This is a genomic window from Corynebacterium sp. 2571A (assembly GCF_055700935.1).
In genome coordinates, this window is sequence record NZ_JASTTE010000006.1 from 45,600 (window position 1) to 64,226 (window position 18,627).

The 18,627-nt window shown below is 66.6% G+C and carries 14 protein-coding genes; 12 read left to right on the plus strand and 2 right to left on the minus strand.

Annotated elements, in window-relative coordinates:
• Nucleotides 1-85: 85 nt before the first annotated feature.
• From serS to QQS53_RS11565, 5 genes are all read left to right on the plus strand, one after another.
• Complete coding sequence (gene serS / locus QQS53_RS11545; RefSeq protein WP_472775953.1) at nucleotides 86-1,345, plus strand: serine--tRNA ligase; 1,260 nt, start codon at nucleotides 86-88, stop codon at nucleotides 1,343-1,345.
• A gap of 22 nt (nucleotides 1,346-1,367) precedes the next feature.
• The gene (locus QQS53_RS11550; protein WP_472775954.1) at nucleotides 1,368-2,315 is read left to right on the plus strand and encodes a lysophospholipid acyltransferase family protein; all 948 of its coding nucleotides are present in this window, start codon (nucleotides 1,368-1,370) and stop codon (nucleotides 2,313-2,315) included.
• 2 nt (nucleotides 2,316-2,317) lie between these two features.
• Nucleotides 2,318-3,136, plus strand: a complete 819-nt coding sequence (locus tag QQS53_RS11555) for a Cof-type HAD-IIB family hydrolase (protein ID WP_472775955.1) — start codon at nucleotides 2,318-2,320, stop codon at nucleotides 3,134-3,136.
• Nucleotides 3,137-3,139: 3 nt separating this feature from the next.
• A complete protein-coding gene (glpK, locus tag QQS53_RS11560; protein WP_472775956.1) occupies nucleotides 3,140-4,606 on the plus strand; it encodes a glycerol kinase GlpK in 1,467 nt (488 codons plus the stop codon).
• 84 nt (nucleotides 4,607-4,690) lie between these two features.
• Entirely contained in the window at nucleotides 4,691-5,695 is a 1,005-nt protein-coding gene (locus QQS53_RS11565) for an HNH endonuclease signature motif containing protein (RefSeq protein WP_472775957.1), read from the plus strand.
• Nucleotides 5,696-5,912: 217 nt separating this feature from the next.
• Here QQS53_RS11565 and QQS53_RS11570 read toward each other — a convergent pair whose 3' ends face one another.
• Nucleotides 5,913-7,901 carry an N-acetylmuramoyl-L-alanine amidase gene (locus QQS53_RS11570; protein WP_472775958.1) on the minus strand — a complete coding sequence of 663 codons (1,989 nt, stop codon included), beginning with the start codon at nucleotides 7,899-7,901 and terminating at the stop codon, nucleotides 5,913-5,915.
• Nucleotides 7,902-8,107: 206 nt separating this feature from the next.
• Between QQS53_RS11570 and glf the strand changes: the two genes are divergently transcribed.
• A complete protein-coding gene (gene glf / locus QQS53_RS11575) occupies nucleotides 8,108-9,304 on the plus strand; it encodes a UDP-galactopyranose mutase (protein ID WP_472775959.1) in 1,197 nt (398 codons plus the stop codon).
• Between the two features lie 15 nt (nucleotides 9,305-9,319).
• Here the strand turns inward: glf and QQS53_RS11580 are convergent, their stop codons facing one another.
• Entirely contained in the window at nucleotides 9,320-10,726 is a 1,407-nt protein-coding gene (locus tag QQS53_RS11580) for an NAD-dependent succinate-semialdehyde dehydrogenase (protein ID WP_472775960.1), read from the minus strand.
• 54 nt (nucleotides 10,727-10,780) lie between these two features.
• Between QQS53_RS11580 and QQS53_RS11585 the strand changes: the two genes are divergently transcribed.
• The 6 genes from QQS53_RS11585 (at nucleotide 10,781) to QQS53_RS11610 (ending at nucleotide 18,599) form a co-directional block, all read left to right on the plus strand.
• Nucleotides 10,781-11,635 (plus strand): pyruvate, water dikinase regulatory protein, encoded by an 855-nt coding sequence (locus QQS53_RS11585; RefSeq protein ID WP_472775961.1) that lies wholly within the window; start codon nucleotides 10,781-10,783, stop codon nucleotides 11,633-11,635.
• A 99-nt stretch (nucleotides 11,636-11,734) separates the two neighbouring features.
• Nucleotides 11,735-14,101, plus strand: coding sequence for a phosphoenolpyruvate synthase (ppsA, locus tag QQS53_RS11590; protein WP_472775962.1), 2,367 nt, complete (start codon nucleotides 11,735-11,737; stop codon nucleotides 14,099-14,101).
• Nucleotides 14,102-14,320: 219 nt separating this feature from the next.
• Nucleotides 14,321-14,926 (plus strand): three-helix bundle dimerization domain-containing protein, encoded by a 606-nt coding sequence (locus QQS53_RS11595; RefSeq protein WP_472775963.1) that lies wholly within the window; start codon nucleotides 14,321-14,323, stop codon nucleotides 14,924-14,926.
• Between the two features lie 223 nt (nucleotides 14,927-15,149).
• Nucleotides 15,150-17,090 carry a glycosyltransferase gene (locus QQS53_RS11600; protein ID WP_472775964.1) on the plus strand — a complete coding sequence of 647 codons (1,941 nt, stop codon included), beginning with the start codon at nucleotides 15,150-15,152 and terminating at the stop codon, nucleotides 17,088-17,090.
• The gene (locus tag QQS53_RS11605; protein ID WP_472775965.1) at nucleotides 17,083-17,607 is read left to right on the plus strand and encodes a phosphatase PAP2 family protein; all 525 of its coding nucleotides are present in this window, start codon (nucleotides 17,083-17,085) and stop codon (nucleotides 17,605-17,607) included. Before QQS53_RS11600 ends, QQS53_RS11605 begins: the two co-directional genes overlap by 8 nt.
• Nucleotides 17,604-18,599, plus strand: coding sequence for a decaprenyl-phosphate phosphoribosyltransferase (locus QQS53_RS11610; RefSeq protein WP_472775966.1), 996 nt, complete (start codon nucleotides 17,604-17,606; stop codon nucleotides 18,597-18,599). Before QQS53_RS11605 ends, QQS53_RS11610 begins: the two co-directional genes overlap by 4 nt.
• The last annotated feature ends 28 nt before the right edge of the window (nucleotides 18,600-18,627 follow it).

The window sequence follows — 18,627 nt, forward strand, 5'->3', positions numbered from 1 at the left end:
CCTGGTTATGACCACCGCAAGCAAATGGGATTTTAGGGCCCAGTTGACCGTACAAACCATAGGGCCGTGGGGTAGGATCAAATTCGTGATTGATCTAAAATTCCTCCGCGAAAACCCAGACGTCGTCCGTGCCTCTCAGGTCACCCGAGGTGAGGATCCCGCGCTTGTCGATGCCCTCCTGGCCGCCGACGAGCGCCGCCGCACCGCCATCTCCCAGGCCGATGACCTGCGCTCCGAGCAGAAGGCCTTCGGCAAGAAGATTGGCCAGGCTTCCCCGGAGGAGCGCCCCGCGCTGCTGGAAGGCTCCAACGAGCTCAAGGCCAAGGTCAAGGCCGCAGAAGACGAGCAGAAGGCGGCCGAGGAGAAGGTCAACGAGCTGCAGTACCAGCTGTCCAACGTCGTCGAGGGCGCTCCCGCTGGCGGCGAGGATGATTTCGTGGTGCTCGAGCACGTCGGCGAGGTCCCGACCTTCGACTTCGAGCCCAAGGATCACCTGGACCTGGGCGAGTCCCTCGGGCTCATCGACACCACCCGCGGCACCAAGGTCGGCGGCGCCCGCTTCTACTACCTCACCGGCGACGGCGCCTTCCTGCAGCTGGGCATGATGATGCTGGCGGCCCAGAAGGCCCGCGAGCACGGCTTCCGGCTGATGATCCCGCCGGTCCTGGTCCGCCCCGAAATCATGGCCGGCACCGGCTTCCTGGGCGCGCACTCGGACGAGATCTACTACCTCGAGCGCGACGATCTCTACCTGGTCGGCACCTCCGAGGTGGCCCTGGCCGGCTACCACAAGGACGAAATCATCGACCTTTCCGACGGCCCCATCCGCTACGCCGGCTGGTCGTCCTGCTTCCGCCGCGAGGCCGGCTCCTACGGCAAGGACACCCGCGGCATCCTGCGCGTGCACCAGTTCGACAAGCTGGAGATGTTCGTCTACTGCAAGCCGGAAGAGGCCGAAGAACAGCACCAGAAGCTGCTGAACATGGAGCGCGAGATGCTCGCGGCCGTCGAGGTGCCCTACCGCATCATCGACGTCGCCGGCGGCGACCTGGGCTCCTCGGCCGCCCGCAAGTTCGACACCGAGGCCTGGATCCCCACCCAGGACACCTTCCGCGAGCTGACCTCGACCTCGAACTGCACCACCTTCCAGGGCCGTCGCCTGCAGACCCGCTACCGCGACGAGAACGGCAAGGCCCGCATCGCCGCGACGCTCAACGGCACGCTGGCTACCACCCGCTGGCTCGTGGCCATCCTGGAAAACCACCAGCAGGCCGACGGCTCCGTCGTCGTGCCCGAGGCCCTGCGCCCGTTCGTGGGCAAGGACGTTCTCAGGCCCGTAAAGTAAAGTCCCGGAAAGACGCCACCCGATGACCAAGTATGAGCTGCGCTCCGGGCTGTTCCGGATCCCGGAAGGCACCGAGCACACGCGGCTGCACGCCGAAGCCGCGGAGGCGATGTATCAGGGCATCGTCAGCCTGGCCCGCCGCGTCCTGCACTGGCAGGGCGTGGTGACCACCGTGGAGGGGATGGAAAACATCCCGGCCTACGGCGGCGCCCTGCTGGCGATGAACCACACCGGCTACTACGACTTCCTCTTCGGCTCCATGCCGGCCCACCTGCGCGGACGCCGCCTGGTGCGGTTCATGGCGAAGAAGGAAATCTTTGACGTGCCCGTCGTGGGGCGTTTCATGCGCGGAATGAAGCACGTGCCCGTCGACCGCGCCCGCGGTGCCGGCGCCGTCGATGCCGCCGTCGAGCACCTCAACGCCGGACACCTGGTCGGCATCTTCCCGGAGGCGACCATCTCGCGCTCGTTCGAGCTCAAGGAGTTCAAAAACGGCGCGGCCCGCATCGCCGCGGCCGCCGAGGTCCCGCTGATCCCGATGATCTGCTGGGGCTCCCAGCGCATCTGGACCAAGGGCGGGAAAAAGAACCTGGGCCGCAACCACCTGCCGGTCCACGTCAAGGTCGGCGCGCCCATCGAGGTCACCGGCGACGTCGCCGCCGACATGGAGCGGCTCAAATCCGCCATGCAGGCCCTGCTGGATCAGGTGCGCGCGGACTACGACCGCGACCACGGCCCCTTCGAGGACGGCCTGGCGTGGCGTCCGGCCGCTAACGGCGGGGTGGCGCCCACCCTGGCCGAAGCCGACCGCATGGACGCCGCGGACAAGGCCGAAAAGGCCCGCAAGCGCAAGAAGAAGGCCGAGCGCAAAACCGCCAAGGAGTTGCGCAAGGCCGACGACAAGCTGGCCAAGAAAGCCAACCGGCAGCTGCGGCGGCTGTCCCGCCTGGGCCGCAAGGAACAGGCCTAGTAGTGGTCTCCGCCCCGCGTTTTATCGCCAGCGACATTGACGGCACCTTCATCGATCCCGCGCACCGGGTGACCGCCCGCACCCGCGACGTCGTGGTCCGGGCCATCGAGTCCGGCGCCCACTTCGCCCTGGCCACCGGCCGGCCCTACCGCTGGATAGCGCCGGTCCTCGAGCAGCTGCCCGTCCGGCCGTTGTGCGTGACCTCCAACGGTGCGGTGGTCTACGACTCCCTGGCCGACCGCGTCGTGCGTGCCGAGGAGTTGTCGCCGGCGGTGATGGCGGGCATCGTCGAGCGGGCCGAGGAGGTGCTGGGGTCTATCGCCGTGGCCGCCGAGCGCGCCGGGACCTCGGCGGCCGACCCGACCGAGGACATGTACGTCGTCGACGCCCCGTTTGCCGCCCGCACCGACTACCCCGGCTTCGGCGTGGCCGACCGCGCCGAGGTCGTCGCCGAGCCCGCGGTCAAGCTCATCGTCCGCAACCTGGACATGACCTCGGCGCAGATGTACGCTCGCCTTGCCCCGCTCGTCGATGCCACCGACGCCCACGTCACCTATTCCATGCCCGATGGGCTCCTCGAGATCGCCGCCCCCGGCGTGACCAAGGAACGCGGCGTGTCCTACCTGGCCGAACACTACGGAGTGGCGGCCAGCGAGGTCATCGCCTTCGGGGACATGCCCAACGACATCGAGATGCTGCGCTGGGCCGGCTGCGGGGTGGCCATGGGCAACGCGCACGACGACGTCAAGGAAGCCGCCGACATCGTTACCGAAACCAACGGTCAGGCGGGTGTTGCTCGCGTTCTGGAAAGGTGGTTCTAGCCCATGACGTATATCGCCGCCATCGACCAGGGGACCACCTCCACCCGGTGCGTCATCGTGGATGCTAACGGCAAGATTTGTGGGTCGGCGCAGTATGAGCATCGGCAGCTGATGCCCCAGCAGGGCTGGGTCGAGCACGACGCCCGGGAGATCTGGCGCAACACGCGCCGGGCGGTCTCGGCGGCACTGGTCGACGTCGACATCGCCGCCAGCGACATCGATGCCCTGGGGATTACCAACCAGCGCGAAACCGCCGTGGTCTGGGAAAAGGAGACCGGGCAGCCCATCTACCGGGCCATCGTCTGGCAGGACACCCGCACCGCCAACCGTTTCGACGAGCCCGACAAGTGGCTGCGCAAGACCGGCGTGCTGGCCAATTCGTATCCGGCCGGGCCGAAGATCGCGTGGATCCTGGACCACGTCGAGGGGGCGCGCGAGCGGGCCGAGGCGGGCGAGCTGTTGGCCGGGACCATCGATAGCTGGCTGCTGTGGAACCTGACCGCCGGGCGCGTGCACGCGACCGACGTGACCAACGCCTCGCGCACGCTGCTGATGGATTTGGACACCCTGGACTGGGACGACGAGCTGTGCGAGGCCATCGGCGTGCCGCGGTGCATCCTGCCGGAGATCCGGGCCTCCATCGGGGATTTCGGCACCGTTCGCCACCGCGGCACGCTCATGGACGTGCCCATTACGGGCGTCCTGGGGGACCAGCAATCCGCCCTGTTCGGGCAGGCCGGGTTTTCCGCCGGGCACGCCAAAAACACCTACGGGACTGGGCTATTTTTGCTGCTCAACACCGGCGCGGAGCGTAAATACTCCCAGCATGGCATGCTGACCACCGTGGCCTACCAGTGCGCGGGCAGCGACCCGGTCTACGCGCTGGAGGGCTCGGTCGCCGTGGGCGGCTCGCTTATCCAGTGGCTGCGGGACCAGCTGGGGATCATCCCGGACGCGGCCAGCTCGGAGGAGATTGCGGCCGACGACAACGGCGGGGTCTACATCGTGCCGGCATTTTCGGGACTGTTCGCGCCGCGCTGGCGCCCCGATGCCCGCGGCGTCATCGTGGGGCTCACCCGTTTTGCCGACCGGACCCACATCACCCGCGCCGCCCTGGAGGCGACGTGTTTCCAGACACGCGAGGTAGTCGAGGCGATGGTGCAGGACTCCGGGGTCGCCATCGAGGAGCTGCGCGTCGACGGCGGGATGGTGGAAAACGAGCTGCTCATGCAGCTGCAGTCCGATATCCTCGGCGCGACCGTAGTGCGGCCGCAGGAAATCGAGACCACCGCGCTGGGCGCCGCCTTCGCCGCCGGCCTGGGCTGCGGGACGTGGTCCAGCCTGGACGAGCTCGAATCGCTGGTGCGCGTGGATACCTGCTGGGAGCCGCAGATGGATCCCGGCACCCGCGACCAGCTCTTTTCCCGCTGGAACGATGCCGTCGAGCGCACCCTGGACTGGGAGGACTAGCCGTTCCGGTTGCGGGGTGGTGGGGTCTGCCTTAGTGTGTGGGGCATGACATCGGGGGATTGTTTTTCTAGGTTTGTGGCTGCCGTGACCCAGCCTGGTATTGAGATCGTGGAGGGGGCTTGGCGCGCCGACTGGGATGCCGAGCGCGCCGCCGCCGGCTCCGGCCGCGACGAGCTGGAGCGCCTCTTCGACTTGGCCGGGGTGTTTTTCGGGCCAGTCAGGCACGCCCGCCGCCAGCGGCGGGTGCGCGCGAATGCCGCCCGCCACGGCCACTGCCTGCCCGTGCTGGATGTGTTGCGCGGGGTACTGCGGCGGGTGAAGAACAAAAACGATGCCTGGCGCATCATGGAGGAGCTGTCCGCCCAGCCGGTTGATGCCAAAGAGATGGCCGCCACGGCCCGCCGCAAAATCCAGGAGGCCCGGCCCGCCCCGACGCCGCAGCCGGGGGTGATCTACCGCCGTTCGGCCGAGGGGTTGTGGTCGATGCGCCTTATCGCCGACGCCGGCCTCGTCGCCGATATCAAAGCCCAGGTCCGCACCGTCGAGGATGCCCGCGCGGTCTTCACCGGCGGCGACGGTACCGGTGCTGGTGTGGGCGCCGGTGGGGTGCGCGCGTCGGTGATTACCAACGTGGTACTCAATCTCAAGGATTTCGGGCACTTGGTTGGCGGCAAGGATGCCGCGGATATTACCGTGCAGTTGACCAACGGTGCGGTGATTAGTGGTGCGGAGTTGGTGACCCGGGCGTTTGAACAGGTCGGCTACGTCGGGGTTTTCGATCCGGTGGCCGGGCCGGTTAATTGTTACCGGGATGAGCGTTTGGCGTCGTGGAAGCAGCGGCGCTTGGCGTTGATGGAGCATCCGGTGTGTGCGTGGCCGGAGTGTTTGGCCGGCGCGGATGAGTGCCAGGTCCATCACCTGGAGTCGTGGGATTCGGGTGGTCCGACGAACGCGGCGAACCTGGCGACGTTGTGCCCGCACCATAACGGTGCCAACGAGGATGGGCCGGGCCCGGCGCAGACTAGGGGCCGGATGGCTAGGGTTGGCGGCCGGGTGGTGTGGATACCACCCGAACGCGTGCCGGCCTAGTCCGCCTAGCGGCCCACCCTGCGGCCAACACCTCGCAGCCAGCCCGGCTGCCACTTCGGCAACGGCAAAACAAACCGGCGATCGATCTGGTGGCAGACGCGCAGCAAACACCAGGAACACGCGAGTAGGCGTCCACGGTGTAAGACCGTGAACGCCCATTCAGCGTGCCTACTCGGCGCGCCTAGGTTGCGATCCTAGGCGGCGTCTCTTCCGGAGGTTAGTCGTTGGTGTGGAGCTGAACCTGCTGGGTATTCGGGTCGTAGGTGATGTAGCCGCCTTCGAAGTCGACGCGGACGGCCTTGCCACCGACGGAGTATTGGTTCGTGGTCGGCATACCCAACTGCTGAGCATTGTCGCCCTCGGCCCAGGCCTTGGCGATTTCGCCTACCAGGGCATAAGCCTGCGAGTTATCGCCCGAGGACAGAACGACGCCGTTCTCGAAGAGCTGGTAGAACGTGTCCTGATCCAGCACCTCGAGTCCGCCCTGCGGCAGGCCCAGCAGAGGACCGAAAGCGTTGAGGATCGAGCCCCACGACTGCTGTAGTGCCGGGTCGCCCAAGAAGCTGACGACCTTCGAGATGATCTCGGGCACCTGGCCCAGGGTCAGGCCCTCGACGACTTCCTGGTCCTTGTTCGGCACCGTCAGGGCGCCGGCGGTAATCGCCAGGCCGGCGACGGCGGCGGCGATGGTGGCGGCGGCCTGGATGTCGGCGGTCGACATCGAGGACCCGCCCACGGAGGACTCGAGCGGCGCGCCAGTATCGCCCGTGCCCGCGTTTCCACCGTTACCGGAAGTGCCGGAGTTGTCGGTGGACGGGGCGGGCGTCGAGGGCTGGTAGCTACCGCCGCTCTTGACGGCCTCGTACTTCTTGTGCGCGTTGGAGCGGATTTGGTTCCAGTACTTCATCGTCCGGTCACCCGGGCACGAGGTGTTGTGCAGGTCGTTGTGGCCGTGGAAGGCGGGCACGTAGGCGGTGGTGCCGGCGGGGAACTTGGAGCCGCGGAAGCCGCCGGAGTACAGGCCGACGGACTTACCGGCCGGATCGAAACCGGAGATGGCGGCCTTCCAGCCGGCGATCTCGGAGACGGAATTGAGCATCTCCTGGGTGGGCTCGGTGGTCGAGTAGTTGCCGATCATCGAAATGCCCCAGGTATTCGAGTTGAAGCCGCCGACGTGCGCGCCCTGGACGGCCTTGTCCAGCCCGCCGTAGCGGCCCTCGTAGATGGTGCCGTACTTGTCGACCAGCGCGTTGTATCCGATGTCGCACCAGCCGAGCGTCTGGGCGTGGTAGCTGAAGATGCCGCGGACCTGGGCGGCTGCCTGGGCGCGGGTGTAGTTGTTGTTGCCCGCGGTGTGGTGCAGGGTCAGCGCCTTGACGCGATCGTCGTAGGTCGGGCCCTGGCAGCGGATGCCTTCGTTGGCACCCCAGCCGGCGCGGGAAACCACCTGCGGCGCCCCGTTGGAGGCGAAGGCAGTCGGCTCGATGCCGCCTTCCTGCGCGTTGCCGTCGATGAAGACGGCGTTCAGATCTGCGGCATCGATGCCCGCGGACTGGTCGACCGTTTCGGCGACGGGAGCGATATCGCCGTAGTTGGTCGGCAGTGGGCTCGTGGTTTCCTTGGCCGGAGCCTCGGTGGAGTTGTCCGCGGGCTTTTCCGCGGACGGTGCGGGAGCGGAGTCGGGGTTGGCCTGGCCGCCGGCCTCCGCGACTTCCTCTTCGGACGGGGCGCCGAGGTCGACGTTGCCGACGGAGACCTGGACGGCCTTGGTCTCACCGATGAAGATGAGCTCCGTGCCGTTGGTGCCGCCGGTCTCGATGCCCAGCGGCTCGGTGTCGTACCACTCGCCCCAGGTGCCGTCGGCAAGCTGCGGGCGCACGAAGGCCGCGAGATCCTTGTCGCCGCCTTCCCAAGTCAGTGCGAACTGGGAGAAGGGCTTGTCCTGGTGGAATTCCTTCACGGCGCGGGGGCCACCCTCGCCGCCCTGGGCGGCAATGGCCGGGTCGTCGACGACGACGGTCTCACCGTCGCCGAAATTCGCCTGGCTGGTGGTGGTCTCGATGGGCCCGCTACCCGCAGATTGGGTATTCAGGATGTCGTTGCCGGCGAAAACTGCGGCGGCAACCACAGACACCGAAGCGATGATGGCCACCACCGGGGTGGCCCACTTCGACTGCGTGGGGACAAGTCGACGTCGTAGTTGCACTGGTAATTCTCCCTAAAATTGTGGTGCCTGCCGGGCCTAGGGGTGGTGGCAAGCATCAGTCAGATCTGAGTCCGCAGTAAAGCATAGTAAACAATTGGGAAAAATGATACCCGAGTGACAAATGTGACGAGAGGGAACAGTGCGGCGCGCCGTTTTCCCGTGTGGCAGACCTGCCGGGCCGGCGGGGCTCCTTTAGGCTAGGAGGCATGACTGACTATGACCTCATTATCGTTGGATCCGGCTTCTTTGGCCTGACAATCGCGGAACGGGCGGCCTCGCAGCTGGGCAAGAAGGTGCTCATCGTCGAGCGCCGCAACCACCTGGGCGGCAACGCCTACTCGGAGCGGGAGCCGGAAACCGGCATCGAGGTGCATAAGTACGGCGCCCACCTGTTCCACACCTCCAACAAGCGCGTGTGGGACTACGTCAACCAGTTCACCGACTTCACCGACTACCAGCACCGCGTGTTCGCCATGCACGACGGCACCGCCTACCAGTTCCCGATGGGCCTGGGCCTTATCAACCAGTTCTTCGGCCGCTACTACAGCCCCGACGAGGCCCGCCAGCTCATCCAGGACCAGGCCGGCGAGTTCGACCCGAAGGAGGCCAAGAACCTGGAGGAGAAGGCGATCTCGCTCATCGGCCGCCCGCTGTATGAGGCCTTCATCAAGAACTACACCGCCAAGCAGTGGCAGACCGACCCGAAGAACCTGCCGGCGGCGAATATCACGCGCCTGCCGGTGCGCTACACCTTCAACAACCGCTACTTCAACGACACCTACGAGGGCCTGCCGGTCGACGGCTACACCGCCTGGATGGAGAACATGGCCTCCCACGAGCTCATCGAGGTGCGCCTGGACACGGACTGGTTCGACGTGCGCGACGAGCTGCGCGCGGCCAACCCGGACGCGCCGGTGGTCTACACCGGCCCGCTGGACCGCTACTTCGACTACGTCGAGGGCGATCTGGGCTGGCGCACCCTGGACTTCGACATGGAAGTCCTGAACACCGGCGACTTCCAGGGCACCCCGGTGATGAACTACAACGATGCCGACGTGGACTACACCCGCATCCACGAGTTCCGTCACTTCCACCCCGAGCGCGGCGACGCCTACCCCAAGGACAAGACCGTCATCATGAAGGAATACTCGCGCTTTGCCGACAAGGGCGACGAGCCCTACTACCCGATCAACACCCCCGAGGATCGGAGCAAGCTGGAGGCCTACCGCAAGCTCGCCGCCGCCGAGGCCCGCGAGAACAAGGTGCTCTTCGGCGGGCGCCTAGGCACCTACCAGTACCTGGACATGCACATGGCTATCGGCTCGGCGCTGTCGATGTTCGACAATAAAATCGCGCCCTACTTCAACGACGGCAAGCCGTTGGAGCAGGAGCGCGGCCACTAGGAAACTAGCGAGGGTTTACAGGGCGGGAGACTGGCCGGCATCGTCCTGCCCGCTGACGCGGTAGAGGTGCTCGTTGACGAATTCGCCCACACCCCAGCGGGCCAGTTCGCGGCCGTAGCCGGAGCGGTTGATGCCGCCGAAGGGCAGGCCCGCGGCGGTCACGGCGTGCTCGTTGACGAAGGTCATGCCGTCGTTGAGGCGGGCGGCCACGGAGCTGGCCTGCTCCAGGTCGGTGGACCATACGGAGCTGGACAGGCCATAGTCGGAGTCGTTGGCAATCGCGATGGCCTCCTCGACGTCGCGGGCCTTGTAAATGACGGCGACCGGGCCGAAGATCTCGTTGCAGCCGATGTCGGCGTGGCGGTCGACGTCGGTCAGCAGGGTCGGCTCCATGTAGGCGCCGTCGCGGTCGACCTTGCCGCCGCCCACGCGGATGGTGGCGGTGCCGTCGGCGGCGGCGGTTTCCAGCCGCTCGACGATCTCGTCGCGGGCGCCGATGGAGCTCAGCGGCCCGATGTCGGCGCCATCGTCGTCATAAGGCCCGACGGTCATGGAGCCGATCTTGTCGGTCAGGTACTCGACGGCGTGGTCGTAGAAGTCCTCCAGCACGATTAGCCGCTTCGGCGCGTTGCAGGCCTGGCCGGTGTTGTACATGCGGATGAGGGCGAACTGGTCGAGGACCCAGTCGAGGTTGGCATCGTCCAGTACGAGGAACGGGTCGTTGCCGCCGAGCTCGAGGACGGACTTCTTGTAGTTCTCGCCGGCGGTCTTGGCCACGGCGGCGCCGGCGGCCTCGGAACCGGTCAGGGACACGCCCTTGATGCGGTCGTCGGCGACAAAGGCGTCCATCTGGGAGCCGGAGGCGTAGACGTTGAGGTAGACGTCCTGCGGCAGGCCGGCCTCCTCGAGCAGGTCCTGGCAGGCCTGGGAGGACAGCGGGCAGATGGAGGCGTGCTTGAGCACGATGGTGTTGCCCAGCAGCAGGTTCGGCGCGGCGAAACGCGCGACCTGGTAGTAGGGGAAGTTCCACGGCATGATGCCCAGCAGCGGGCCCAGCGGCTCCTTGCGCACGAAGGTGTGGTTGGCGCCCTGGGCCGGCAGGTGCTCGTCGGCGAGCAGCTCGTGGGCGTGCTCGGCGTACCAGCGGTAGATATCCGCCACGATCTGGATCTCGGCCTTGGCCCAGCGGGTCAGCTTGCCCATCTCGCGGCCAATGTGTTCGGCCAGCTTATCGATGCGTTCTTCGTACAGGTCCGCAGTCCGCGCCAAGATGGCGGCGCGCTCGTCGATGCTGGTCGTGCGCCACTCGTTAAAAGCGGCGGTGGAGCGGTCGAGGATGTCGTCGCGGGCGGCATCGTCGAGCCGGGGGAATTCTTCTTCGGAACGTCCGGTGTTCGGGTTCTCTAATGCAAAAGTGCTCATAGTGCCCTGTATAGCGCGGGCCGCGGGCTTCTTCAAGGGGGCTAGGATGGGAGCATGGATGCGATTAATCACCCTCCCGTCAACGGAGAGGACAAGCCGGTGGTGCCCGTCTTCTTCGTCTCGGACTCGACGGGTATCACCTCGGAGGCCATGGGTAACGCGCTGCTCGTGCAATTCCCGCACCTGACTTTTACGCGCACCACGGTGCCGTTCCTGGGCAGCCTGGAGGCCGCGCGGGAGCTGGTGGCCCGGCTGGATAGGCAGGTCGCGGCCGGGCGCACCCCGCTGGTCTTTTCCACCGCGGTCGACGACGAGATCCGCGACTGCATTTTGAGCTCGAAGGCCACGGTCATCGACCTGCTGAGCGCCTACCTGGGCAGCGTCGAGCGGGCGCTGGGCACGACCAGCGTGCGCCGGGCCAAGCAGCTGCACACCCTGGCCGATAGCCAGCGCTACAACAGCCGCATGCAGGCCATCGAGTTTGCCATCGAGCACGACGACGGGCAGTCCCTGCGCGCGCTGGAGCAGGCCGACATCATCCTGCTGGCGCCGTCGCGCTGCGGCAAGACCCCGACGTCGATGTACCTGGCGCTGCAACACGGCCTGTTCGCGGCGAACTACCCCCTGGTGGACGAGGACTTCGAGTCCACGGCCCTGCCGCGCCCGGTGCGCAAGTACCAGGACCGGCTGTTCGGGATCGTCACTAGCACGGAGCGCCTGTGCCAGGTGCGCAACGAGCGCCGCCCGAATTCGCGCTACGCCTCCCGCCAGCAGGTCAGCTTCGAGCTGCGCGGCGCGAAGGCGATGATGAAGGCCAATGGGATTCCTTACGTGGATTCTTCGACCAAGTCTGTCGAAGAGATGTCTGCGATGATTCTGCAGCACCTATCCATAACGAGCGGTCGCTAGTGTGATTTTTACCCTCCGCGATTTCCGCCCGCGCGGGCCCACCCGGCGACTACAATGCTTGCCATCACTTACCCCGTTTAATACTAAGGATGCCTGAATATGAGCGATAATATTCGCTGGTTCTCCGAACTCGGAATGAACGACGTCGAGCAAGTGGGCGGCAAGAATGCCTCCCTGGGAGAGATGGTCTCCAACCTCGCCCGCCTCAACGTCAACGTCCCCGACGGCTTTGCCACCACGGCCGACGCCTACCGCGCCTTCCTGACGGAAACGCACCTGGACGAGCGGATCTCGAAGCTGCTCGAGGGGCTGGACACGGAGGATACGCGCCAGCTGGAGGCCGCCGGCAAGGCGATCCGCACGGAGATTCTGGAGACGCCGCTGCCGGAGGGCATCGAGAGCGATATCCGCGCTGCCTACGACAAGCTGGCCGCCGAGTCCGGCGACAAGGCCAGCTTCGCGGTGCGCTCCTCGGCCACGGCGGAGGACCTGCCGGAAGCCAGCTTCGCGGGCCAGCAGGAGACCTTCCTGAACATCCAGGGCATCGACGCGGTCCTGGTGGCTATCCGCGAGGTCTTCGCCAGCCTCTACAACGACCGCGCGATCGCCTACCGCGTCCACCACGGCTTCGACCACGACGCGGTCGCCCTGAGCGCGGGCGTGCAGAAGATGGTGCGCTCGGACATCGGTAGCTCCGGCGTCATGTTCACCATGGACACCGAGTCCGGCTTCGACCAGGTCGTCTTCGTCACTAGCGCCTACGGCCTGGGGGAGGGCGTGGTCCAGGGCGCGGTGAACCCGGACGAGTTCTACGCCTACAAGCCGGCCCTGCGCGACGGCAAGCGCGCGGTGATCTCCCGCTCGCTGGGCGCAAAGGCGACCAAGATGGTCTACACCGACGACGCCAGCGTCGGCCGCACCACCGAGTTCGTGGACGCCCCGGAAGCCGACCGCGCGCGCTTTTCCCTGCAGGACGAGCAGGTCGAAGAGCTGGCCCGGCAGGCGCTCATCATCGAGGACCACTACGGCCGCCCGATGGACATCGAGTGGGGCCTGGACGGCGAGGACGGCCAGCTCTACATCCTGCAGGCCCGCCCGGAGACCGTGCAGTCCCGCCGCGGCTCGGTGCTGCAGAGCTTCAGCCTGCACAAGCGCGGCACCGTCGTGGCGGAGGGCCGCGCCATCGGGCAGAAGATCGGCGCCGGCAAGGTGCGCGTTTTCGACTCGCTGGAGCAGATGCACGGCTTCAACCCGGGTGAGGTCCTGGTCGCGGACATGACGGACCCGGACTGGGAGCCGATCATGAAGCGCGCCTCGGCGATTGTCACCAACCGGGGCGGCCGCACCTGCCACGCGGCGATCATCGCCCGCGAGCTGGGCATCCCGGCCGTCGTCGGCACTGGCGATGCCACCGAGGTCCTGGCCGAGGGCAGCGAGGTCACCGTCTCCTGTGCGGAGGGCGACACCGGCTACGTCTACGACGGATCCCTGGACTTCGAGGTCACCGAGACCGACGTGGACCAGGTCCCGGAGATCGGGCCGAAGATCATGATGAACGTCGGCACGCCGGAGCAGGCCTTCGCCTTCTCCCGCCTGCCCAACGACGGCGTGGGCCTGGCGCGCCTGGAGTTCATCGTCAACCGGCAGATCGGCATCCACCCGCGCGCGCTGCTGGACTACCCGAACCTCGACGAGGAGCTCAAGTCCGAGGTGGAGCTTCTGACCGGCGCTTATGACTCGCCGCGCGACTTCTTCGTCCAGCGCGTGGCCGAGGGCGTGGCCACCATCGCGGCGGCGTTTGCCCCGAACCCGGTCATCCTGCGCATGTCCGACTTCAAGTCGAACGAGTACGCCAACCTGCTGGGCGGCAACCTTTACGAGCCGCACGAGGAAAACCCCATGCTGGGCTACCGCGGCGCCTCCCGGTACGTCTCCGAGGAGTTCGCGGAGTGCTTCGCCATGGAGTGCGAGGCGATGAAGATCGTCCGCGAGGAGATGGGGCTGGAAAACGTCAAGATCATGATCCCGTTCGTGCGCACGCCGGATGAGGCGCGCCGGGTGACCGAGGCCCTGGCCGCCAACGGCCTGCACCGCGGCGAGAACGGCCTCGAGCTCATCATGATGTGCGAGGTCCCGTCGAACGCGCTTATTCCGGAGCAGTTCCTGGAGTACTTCGACGGCTTCTCCATCGGCTCGAACGACCTGACCCAGCTCACCCTCGGCCTGGACCGCGACTCGGGCGTGGTCTCCCATGACTTCGACGAGCGCAACCCGGCGGTCAAGGTGCTGCTGGGCCGGGCCATCGAGGCCTGCCGGAAGCAGGGCAAGTACGTCGGCATCTGCGGTCAAGGCCCCAGCGACCACCCGGACCTGGCCGACTGGCTGGTCGAGCAGGGGATTAGCTCGCTGTCCCTGAACCCGGACACCGTGGTTGATACCTGGCTGCGCTTGGCGGAGAAGAAGTAGCGCGTACGCGGCATCGAAAGCGCCGTCGTTTCTGTAGGGAAGCGGCGGCGTTTTTGTGATCCGACCCCCACTAAAGGCTTGGTTTAGGCCCATCATTTGCATTTGCCCAACGATCTGCTAAGGTTAACGGCAGGTTAACTTTGAGGGAACAGAAGGTTCACTCGAGTGGTTGAAGACAGTGAGTCTTCGCCGGAATAACAGGAAATCAGGTGAATAGCGATGATGAACAACAACCGAGTTTTTGACACCCTGCGCAAGGACCTGCACGCAGCTTTCGGGCACGCGCACAGCGCCGCGGAGATTGATGCCAAGCTGGACGAGGTCATCGCCAAGCACTCCGCCCGTGCGGTTTTGGAAGAATTTGTCCCGGTCCTGGTGGAGCGGGAGGTCATGGAGTACTTCGGCGAGCACCGCATCCACGTGCGCTTTGCCGCCGGTACCGACCACGCGCTGGCGGAGGCCGCCGTGGAGCTGACCAAGAAGCACGCCGGCGACGCCCTGCTGGTCGACGCCGCCGTCTCCCACCCGGAAAACGAGGACGCCGGCCACATGAGCCACGTCCTGGCCGAGCGGGGCTTAAGCGAGGGGCAGCCGCGCCACTTCGATGATGCCCGCACGGTCGCCATGCCGGACTTCATCGTCTACCTGGGCCGCGACGTCCACCGCGACGAGGCGGGCAAGGACGTCAAGATCTGGGACATCCTGCCGGCCGAAACCGTCGAGCAAACCCGTGAGCTGGCCGACGACCTGGAGGCCCGCGTGCTCTACATGCTGGGCAAGCTGGGCATCGACCCGGTAGACGAGAAGGTCGCCGTCGACGCCTAGGCCACTCCTCGGGCACTCCAAGGGCCCACCGGAGACCAATCTTAGCCCCGCTCCGCCCCGGTTTTTCCGGGGCGGCGGCGGGGCTTTTGTGCGCTTGCCGGATCCGGGCGGGCGGCTGTGAATTCCGACCCATGACCGTGTGTGAGAACGTGCTGGGCGGCTGGGGGCACTACCCTTACACGCTAGAAGAGTGTAAAAAACGTTTGGAGAAAAAGAAGCCATCGTGACTTACCCCCAGGAATTTGAAGCAGTGCAACGCGTCTTGCTGCCCAAGCGCGGCGAGCCGAACGACGTGCGCATGCTCTACCTCATTGAGTCTCCGCAGAACCGCCAGCGCTTAAGCTGGCACGACCGCACCACCCTGACCATCCCGGCCGGCGAGGAGGTCTCCTTCGAGACCTACTTCAACGCCTTCCCGGCGTCCTACTGGCGCCGCTGGTCGCAGCTGGATTCCATCGTCCTGTCGCTGCACGTTAAGGGCCAGGCGAACGTCTCGGTGTACCGCTCCAAGGAAAACGGGCAGCGCATCGGCGTGGCCAACCACCTGGTCGAGGACGGCGAGCACCACTTCGAGCTGCCGCTGAAGAACTTCGAGGACGGCGGCTGGCTGTGGTTCGACGTGACCGCCGAGACCGAAACCGAACTGTCCCAGGTCGCCTGGTGCGCCCCGCACGCCCCGGGCGAGCAGGTGCTGCCCGACGGCACCACCCAGGCGGCCGCGGACAAGCGCGTGGCCGTGGGCATCCCGACCTTCAACCGCCCGACGGACGCGGTGGCGGCCCTGCAGGCGCTGGCCGAGGACCCGGTCGTCGACGGCATCATCGACTACGTTCTCATGCCGGACCAGGGCAACCAGCACCCGGCGGACGAGCCGGGCTACGACGCGGCCGTCGCCCACTTCGGCGAGCGCTTCCGCGAGTTCCGCCAGGGCAACCTGGGCGGCTCCGGCGGGTATTCCCGCATCATGTTCGAGGCCATCGAGAACACCGACGCGCCGTTCATCCTCTACATGGACGACGACATCGCCATCGAGCCGGACTCCATCCTGCGCGCGGTGCAGGCGGCCCGCTACGCGGCGCGCCCCATCATCGTCGGCGGTCAGATGCTCAACCTGCAGGAGCGCAGCCAGCTGCGCACCACCGGCGAGCAGGTCAACAAGTCCGACTTCATGTGGGGCCCGGCCCCGCACGCGGTCTATGACCACGACTTCGCCAAGTACCCGCTCTCGGCTATTGGCGATGCCCAATCGCACAAGGACCCCAACAAATACGACTCGCGCGCCCTGCACCGCCGCGTCGACGTGGAATACAACGGCTGGTGGATGTGCCTGTTCCCGCGCGTGGTGGCCGAAAAGATGGGCCAGCCGCTGCCGCTGTTTATCAAGTGGGACGACACCGAGTACTCCCTGCGCGCCGGGCGCGCCGGCTTCCCGACCGTGACCTGGCCGGGCGCGGCAATCTGGCACATGGCCTGGGCGGACAAGGACGACGCCATCGACTGGCAGGCCTATTTCCACCTGCGCAACCGCCTGATCGTGGCGGCCATCTACCACGACGGCGACCCGCGCGGTATCACCCGCTCCATCTTCAAGTCCACGCTCAAGCACACCATGTGCATGGAGTACTCCACCATGGCCATCCAGCTGGAGGCCATGCGGGACTTCCTGGCCGGCCCGGACCAGCTCTTCGACATCCTGGAGTCCTCCCTGCCGCGGATTAACAAGATCCGTTCCGAATACTCCGACGCGCAGATCCTGCCCTCGGCTTCCGAGCTGCCGGCCCCGACGGGCGCGCCGGGCGTGCCGACCCGCAACATTGGCGGCCGCCTGGGCAAGATCAAGAAGCTGCCCTGGCTGTTCCAGAGCATCAAGCACCTGGCCAGCAAGGAGGACCCGGCCCACCACGCGGCCCCGCAGCTGAACCTGACGCCGGAGGAGGCGCGCTGGTTCACGCTGTCGCGCCTGGACTCGGCGACGGTCTCGACCGCCGGCGGCACCGGCGTGGCCTTCCGCAAGCGCGACCGCGAGCTGGCCCAAGACCTAGTCAAGCAGACCCGCGAGCTGCTCAAGGAGATCGAGGACAACTTCGACGAACTGCGTTTCACCTACCGCGCCGCCCTGCCGACGCTGACCAGCCGCGAATCCTGGAGGAAGATCTTTGAGTAGCATTTCCAAGCTCAACGATGCCGAGTCGCACGTCCTCCAGGCCATCCAGGACGTCGCCTTCGACGTGCCCGGCGTTGTGCCGACCGCGCGGGGCCTGAGCCACTTCGGCGAGCACGCGCTCGGCTGGATGGCGCTGTCGGCGCTGGCGGCGGGCATCGATAAGCCCCGGCGCCGCCAGTGGGCCGGGGTGGGCGTGGCGGCCTTTGGCGCGCACGCGGCATCGGTAGTGATTAAGCGCGTGGTGCGCCGGCGCCGCCCGGACTACAGCTACGTGCGGGTCGGGGTGAAAACGCCCTCGCGCCTGTCCTTCCCGTCCTCGCACTCGACGTCGACCACGGCCTTCCTCGTGGCGGCCGCCCGCGTGACCGGCAACCGCAGCTTCTGGCTGGGCGTGCCGGTGATGATGGCTTCGCGTATGGTGCTGGGGGTGCATTATCCCTCTGATACTGCCGTGGGCGCCCTGCTGGGGGCCACCACGGCGCAGGTTGTAAGCCGGCTGGAAAGGAAAACCGCATGAGCGCCCATCCGCACGATGACGGCAACCAGAGCTTCTTTCACTCGGAGCCTCATACCTCCGGCGTAGACACGGGCCGGAAGCGCAAGCCGCCGAAGAACCTCGCCGACGGCATGGTCAAGGCCCTGCGCCCCAAGCAGTGGGTCAAAAACGTGCTCGTGCTGGCCGCCCCGGCCGCGGCGGGCGCGGACGCGCTGTTCCACGGCCGCGTGCTGCTGGACGTCCTGCTGGCCTTCGTGGTCTTTTGCATGGGCGCGTCGTCCATCTACCTCATCAACGACGCCCGCGACGTCGAGGCCGACCGCGCGCACCCGACCAAGCGCTTCCGGCCGATTGCCGCCGGCGTGCTGCCGGTGCAGCTGGCCTACGTCATGGCGGCGGTGCTCATCGTCGGCGCCATCGGCCTGTCGCTGCTGGCCACCGCCGGCGTGGAACTGGCGCTGGTCATCGCGGTCTATATCGCGCTGCAGCTGGGCTACTGCTTCGGCTGGAAGCACATGCCGGTGATCGATATCGCGCTGGTTTCTTCCGGCTTTATGCTACGTACGATGGCCGGCGGCGTCGCCGCGGGCATCGAGCTGTCCCAGTGGTTCCTGCTGGTCGCCGCGTTCGGTTCGCTGTTCATGGCCTCCGGCAAGCGCTACTCGGAGATCCTGCTGGCGGAGAGCACCGGCGCGAAGATCCGCAAGTCGCTGGAAGGCTATACACCTACCTACCTGCGCTTCGTCTGGACCCTGGCGGCCACCGCCGTGGTGATGTCCTACACCCTGTGGGGCTTCGAGCTCTCCAACCAGGCCGAGGGTGTGGCCGGCATCTGGTACCAGGTCTCCATGGTGCCGTTTACCATCGCTATCCTGCGCTACGCCGCGGACGTCGACCGCGGACACGGCGGGGCGCCGGACGAGATCGCGCTGGAGGACCGCGTCCTGCAGATCCTGGCGCTGCTCTGGCTGGCTTGTATTGCCATGGCGGTCTACGTTTTCCCGATGATCTAATTTGGGGACCAGCTGGTAACCTGCTCTG